This is a genomic window from Nostoc sp. UHCC 0251, assembly GCF_034932245.1.
Lineage (GTDB): Bacteria > Cyanobacteriota > Cyanobacteriia > Cyanobacteriales > Nostocaceae > Nostoc.
Genome location: NZ_JAYGHD010000456.1, coordinates 1 through 6,096 on the forward strand (window position 1 = coordinate 1; position 6,096 = coordinate 6,096).

8 protein-coding genes are annotated in these 6,096 nt (G+C 42.7%); all 8 read right to left on the bottom strand.

Features of this window, described 5'->3' with window-relative positions:
* Positions 1 to 233: 233 nt before the first annotated feature.
* Complete coding sequence (locus VB740_RS35295) at positions 234 to 560, bottom strand: hypothetical protein (protein WP_323204459.1); 327 nt, start codon at positions 558 to 560, stop codon at positions 234 to 236.
* Positions 561 to 734: 174 nt separating this feature from the next.
* Positions 735 to 1,070: a hypothetical protein gene (locus VB740_RS35300; RefSeq protein ID WP_323204460.1), complete on the bottom strand. Its 336-nt coding sequence runs from the start codon at positions 1,068 to 1,070 to the stop codon at positions 735 to 737.
* Positions 1,071 to 1,232: 162 nt separating this feature from the next.
* Complete coding sequence (locus VB740_RS35305; RefSeq protein ID WP_323204461.1) at positions 1,233 to 3,149, bottom strand: hypothetical protein; 1,917 nt, start codon at positions 3,147 to 3,149, stop codon at positions 1,233 to 1,235.
* A gap of 68 nt (positions 3,150 to 3,217) precedes the next feature.
* Positions 3,218 to 3,925, bottom strand: a complete 708-nt coding sequence (locus VB740_RS35310; protein WP_323204462.1) for a hypothetical protein — start codon at positions 3,923 to 3,925, stop codon at positions 3,218 to 3,220.
* On the bottom strand, positions 3,925 to 4,335 hold the full coding sequence (locus VB740_RS35315) for a hypothetical protein (RefSeq protein ID WP_323204463.1): 411 nt from the start codon (positions 4,333 to 4,335) through the stop codon (positions 3,925 to 3,927). Before VB740_RS35315 ends, VB740_RS35310 begins: the two co-directional genes overlap by 1 nt.
* A gap of 336 nt (positions 4,336 to 4,671) precedes the next feature.
* Positions 4,672 to 4,944: a hypothetical protein gene (locus VB740_RS35320; RefSeq protein WP_190733806.1), complete on the bottom strand. Its 273-nt coding sequence runs from the start codon at positions 4,942 to 4,944 to the stop codon at positions 4,672 to 4,674.
* Between the two features lie 14 nt (positions 4,945 to 4,958).
* A complete protein-coding gene (locus VB740_RS35325; RefSeq protein ID WP_323204464.1) occupies positions 4,959 to 5,534 on the bottom strand; it encodes a hypothetical protein in 576 nt (191 codons plus the stop codon).
* Between the two features lie 3 nt (positions 5,535 to 5,537).
* Positions 5,538 to 5,840 carry a hypothetical protein gene (locus tag VB740_RS35330; protein ID WP_104899242.1) on the bottom strand — a complete coding sequence of 101 codons (303 nt, stop codon included), beginning with the start codon at positions 5,838 to 5,840 and terminating at the stop codon, positions 5,538 to 5,540.
* Positions 5,841 to 6,096: the final 256 nt, after the last annotated feature.

Sequence of the window (6,096 nt, forward strand, 5' to 3'; positions counted from 1 at the left end):
CCTCTGATTAAGATTCTGTTACATAGCGGGAAATTTTAGCACCCACTTACTTATACCTTCTTGATTATGTTGGCAAGTTTTATACTATGCGAGAATGCTAGACGCGATCTGATCGCTTACGAAAGACGCGGCAACGCCGCCGTCGTCGTCGTCGTCAATAGCGTAGCCTATGTAGACAGCTTCCCAACAGACCTCCCCGTGAACGTCGTCAGTTTTCATTGTTTACTGCTGACTTAGGATTGTGGAAATATTCTTATCAATTGTAGTAATATAGCTTCTAAGCTATTTAGCGCAGCGTTAGTGGTTCTTTGATGTTCATCAAAATGACGCTGATGTTCTTCAAAATTTCTTTGTTGCTGTTCCTGACTATCACGTAATTCAAGTAACACATCATCTAAAACTGCACTACGGCTTAATACACGGTCAACATTATTTGTTAAATCATTTACATTATCAGTCAGATTATCAATCTTAGTGGTTAGTGCTGCTATAGCTTCAGTATTTCTAATAGCCAATACTTCAATACGGTCTAGTCTATTTGTTGCTTCAAAATCAGACATAAATATTTATTCCTTATCTTTAATAAAATTATGAGTTAGTGTACATCCACTATTAAACCTGATTCCACTAAATAGGATACTTTCACGGACTCTACTACATCCACTACCGCAAGGAAAGTTAAGGAAATGCCAAAAAATAAAAGGAAAACTTTACTATGACAGTATTATAGACATTTATTCCCCTTTTTGAACCAACAATTTCCCAGATACCCCAGCCGTAAAACCCAACCCAATTGCCGCCACAGTAACGCTGGGCTTGATAAATAACGTCGCAATTCCGATAACTGTGCCCCAAAGACAGCCATAGCAGCAAAGGATAATGAACTGATTTTTGGGTTTAGCCCTTTCGTCCGATATGGATTGATGGACTATGGCATAATCTTCAAGCTCATTGATAATTTCTAGTAAAGAAGCGCCGTACTCTTTTTCTAAGCGTTCGATAGCCAATCTGTCTTGCTTAACTGGACTTATGGCTAATTTTTGTAATGCTGTGGTTAATTTATCACTCATTTTTAAATTTCCCATACCCGCACATTCCAGAAAATGTTTAGAAAAAATTTAAATCTTGCTGGAAAAATATAAAGGCCCTATTCTTCATCCGTACTTGGAGATGTGAGAATACCGGAACTTGACCGGAACTCAACTGGAACTCAACAGGAACTGTGACGAATGTTACTGGTTAACGTTAATAATGCTGAAGCCATCTTTTTCATTTCCGCACAATCGGTTAGTGTCAATCAATTGTGACAGGGCATTTCTCAAGTAAAGAACACTCTTTTTCTCTTCGCCCCACTTGCGGCTGTTTCTGATAGCAGCAAAAGAAGTTGGAGGACTAGCAGTAGCTGCAACGATCGCCACAATCTGTTCTAAATCAGCCTCAGAAATACTACTCTCTTCTACTTCCAGAAATTCCACTTCTTGATAAGGCTTTGAAAAAATGGACTCTAGATGATTCACTGCATCTGATGGGGCAATCTTCTCCCCTCTGGGTATGACTGCCCTTTCATGCTGTTGAACTAATTCCGGGAAGAATTGAAGTAATGTTCTGGCTGGATCTGGTTGCCCATTGCCTGGGTGCAAATGGGTCTTTAGCCATTCGGGAATCATGCCCAGATTGCCACCGCTAACAGGTTCTCCAAAGTTATTAGGGTTGGCTTTGAAATATTCTCCACTAGCGACATTCATTTTGCGTAGACCACCAGCGCTAACCGCTTGAGCTACACAACCAATAAAGTTAACCGATTGCTTAAAGGTGTCTGCCAGTCCAGCCGTAGCTTTACCGACCACGCTTGTCAGGTTGGAGCCATGCAGCACGATAATTAATGTACCACCCGACTTAGCAAAGCGAGAAAGTAAATATTGAATTGCCCAGGTGCGATCGCTCTCCTCCAACAATGACAGCAACCGCATCGCCTCATCAATTACTAGCAGTAAGTTTTTATGGGAGTAAGGTTCGCTTCCATCTAAACCTTTAAGAAATTTCAACAAATCACGAGCGACGAGTTCATCAGCCCCATCCGCATCAATATCCGGGTATTTAAGGGCAGAGGTCAAGTTGCAAGCGAAGGGGTAAACGTCCACTCCGGCTGTAAAGTATTGGGTGTTCAATCCGGGGTCAAGTGCAGTTGATAATGTTGCCAAGATTGCTGCTAAGGTTCCCTTGCCACCTCGCTGAGTACCAGCGATCGCAATGACTTGAGAACTCATCATATCCTCTACTTGGAATCCACTTTTCGTTAAAGCCGCGATCAGTGCGTTTGCCCTATTAGTCAGAGGCAGATTAATTATAGTCTCTGGTGCAAGCCCATCAGAGGAAGATGGTTGTAACTCTGTAGGTCTAGAAAGCTCCGCAGCTTGGTTCATCTTCCCAATATCTACCTGTGGCGATTGAAACTGCTTGATATCTACGGTCGGTGGTAACTGGGCTTGAGCCTGTGCGATGGCACTGATCTCCGACCGATTCACTCGGCTGTCAATCGTCACATTCTGTAAATGGAGAGCCATGCTTTCATAAGTGGGTAGCTGACGACCCTTGAGCTTGCTAAACCAGCCAAACATCCAGCGATAAGCATAAAAGCGTTTTCCTGGCTCAACTTGTGTTAAATACTGACTAATATTTTCAAACTCAACATGAAGAAAGGTGTACTCTTCTGCTGATTGTCGCTCTAGGAATTTAACAGTATTGGCAAGATGATCCGCTTGATAATTGCTCCTCGCATCATAATCCCCGGCACGAGCTAGAGCGTCTACAAAATTACCACGCACAAAAGGCAAGGGGGCAATCTCCTTGGTTCTGTTAGAATGTTCGACAACAAACCATAGCCACGCAGCACCACCGACTAAACCACCAACTAATGCCAGTGGGTTGACCGCATAACAAACCGCTCCGATCCCAGAAGCCAACAAACCAAGTACACGGGTCATATCTGCTTCATTCTCAGATGCCCGTGCCATTTCAAATAATCCATCTTTTCTCTCTTGCAGCCATTGGGCGATATTTCCAGCTTCCAAGTGAGACAGATTAGGATACTGTGAGCGTAAATGTTCAGTTTCTTTGGTTGTAATTTTTGGGATATTGTTACTTTGCATAAATGCCTCCCTTGGTGAAACGTTGCCGCCCTTTTTTACAGTGATTGCTTTCTTGGGCGGTTTCCGTTCTAATCCTTTGTCAAGCGCCAAATGGCAAACCCAATTTCACCCGCCATCATTGTGCCGATGTTAAACAAGATGCAACCCAAAATCATGAGTGGGGCTGTAAATTCAAATGGGTTACGAGCTGCAAAGGTGGTGATAATATCAAACGCCCAAACCGCAATCACAACCAGCCCTGCACTAGAGCGATCGCGTATACCTGCGGTTTTGTAGTCCGCCCAGAGTTGGCCTACTAAGTCAATCTTGCCACTAGGCTTGGTTTCAAGGTCATAAACCATGTGGTCTTGAAGTTCCCGTCGTGCTGAGTCTGGGTTTTTACCGCGTAGGGCGTGGGCTTCAATTACCTGAACGCCTACAGAAATTATAAATGCAAGGTAAAAAAACGGGTTGAACAATGCAAACGGTACATTTAGCCAATTCCAAGTCGGCTCAAACCAGGGTAAAACAGGCGGCCCAGTAAAGATTAATTGCCAAGTTGAATCAGCACTAATCATGGAACCGCCGATAAATAAAATCCCGCCAACTAATGCACGACCCGCACCTCCATTAGCAACAAACTGATTAACAATCGCGGCGGCTGCCCTAATAGGTAAGCCGACAATCATCACTACAGCCTTGGCACAAAAATCGATGATTTCACCAAGCGATCGCTTCTTATCTTTGGGTTTACTATCGCTGTTACCAGTGCTGTTACTTTCTGCACTATTAGCCATTAATTTCTCCTACTTTGTTTGATATTTTGAACGCTTTTACAAATCCCTTTATTTTTGTGCTTCCACTTCCAAATTCCTTCTTCAATCCGCCCAATACACCTACCTGTTGCGTCAAAAACATCAACAATCTCATCATCTTGATAAAAGGTTGTGTCTGGTCTGGGATTGCGTTTACTGTTGTCAAAGTAATTGGTAATTCTCAACTTGCGACTTGTGGGCATGACTCCGGCCTCATATAGAGCATCACTGGTTTTAGCTCGTTCTTCTATGCGGGAACGTTCTAATTCTTCTGTGGCTTTTAGCCGTTGAAGCTCTGCATAAGCCCCCAACTTGGGTACTAAGGGGATGATTACAGGCAATATGCAAATGCCAACACCAGCCAAAGCTAAGTACAGTTGTTTCTTATACATGAGACTACTGTGTTAGAGCGCGTTCTTACTACAAATTTTTCCCATGTTTCACACATAAAATGAGGCGTTTCATGTTTCATGACGCTGAAACATTGATGAAACCGTTGAAACAGTTTCGTGAAACAGTGCTGTGAAACAGCTTCGTGAAACAATCCCGCCCATAAAGGCTTTCGAGCAAGGAATGGGCTGTTGTTTCATGTTTCACGTTTCATGTTTCACGCCGGGGGAATGCTGTTTCATGCTGTTTCACGACCTGAAACACTGATGAAACCGTTGAAACTGTTTCATGAAACAGTTCTGTGAAACAGCTTTATGAAACACTCCCGGCCATCACTGTTACTTTGATGCCCGTCCCAGAAATGTCAATCCTGCACCAACAAGTAATGCCAAGGGAATGAATATCCCGCTACCAATTAATCCAGTAGCGACAACGCTACTAACGATATATGCACTACCACCTAAAGCGCCAATAACTGAAGTAGCAAACAATCCCGTACTGAGAATATCCATGTCTTGATTTTTCTTTTGATGAGTTAATAGCTCTTGAAGCAGTCGGATTTCGGCAACAGTAGCAACAGTTTCATTTTGGATTTGTAACAATGCCGCCACTGTTTTATAAGCTTCTAAAATCGGATCTGTGTCCCCATTGAACTGACTCTCTCCCGTAAGGAATTGAGTCGTACTTTGAGTTGTTCTTTTTTTCGGATCGACTTCCCCAGCCTTGTTGAGGCTTCTTCTGCCAAATTAATCAAACTCTGATCTATCTCGGTAATCTGGTTATCGACTTCCAACATCGATTGCTCGGCAAAGGCATCCAATACCGTCCCCTTAGCTCCAATCAAGGATTCCATGAACAACAAAGCTCCTGTGACACCAGTTGATGCACCCAAAATCTTAGATTGCTCATTTTGAACGGCTATAGCACCAGAAATAGTCTCTTTATCAGCCGCAGTTAACTTGTATGAGGCTTGTTGAATTGCCTCATCAGCTTTAGTGATTGTGGCTTCGGGTATATCTGCTACAGGTGATTGTTGAGGCTGTAATCTCTCACTATTGGTAATATCTTGGAATCTAGCTAAAATCTCCTCTGGAACTAGTGAATCGACCGTCCATTTTTGCTCTGGATATTGACGGCGTAGCTCATCAACTACTTTTCCAGGTACTTTTTTGAGAGCTTGTGCGAATTCTTTAACAATCATGATTTAGGCTCCTAAAAACTTTTCGGGGTGATTTTTTAATTCAATAGCTACCTTCTTTAAAGAACCTTTGGCTAAAACGTAACTTCTAATTCTTTGAAGTACAGGTAAGTGCCAGTTTGTCAACTTTGCTCGTCCGTTTAGCCCTCCGTTATCTTCGTCCCGAAAATCCTCAAATTCTGGCAGGTACAAAGAAGCTAAGTCTAAATACTTTTGGAACTGTCTAATTCCAACTGATGGCTCCAATTGTCTGGCTGCTTCTTCTCGTGTTAACAATTCTTCAACTACACAGCTTCCCTGAATTAGCAATGGTTTCGGCTCCTAGAGTTCCGACTGAGTTCCGACTGAGTTCCGATTGAGTTCCGGTTGAGTTCCGATTGAATTCCGGTACTGATAATACTAATAATAAAAAAACCACCGACTGGTGGGGAGGGTTTTTCTAATGGCTTAGTGTTTGGGAAACACTAACTTCTTAATAAGTAACTATGAATCGCTCCAAAATGGTTAAGCACATACGGCTTTGGTTCGACAAATCTGGAACTACTTTCATCAGCTAACCAGTTTT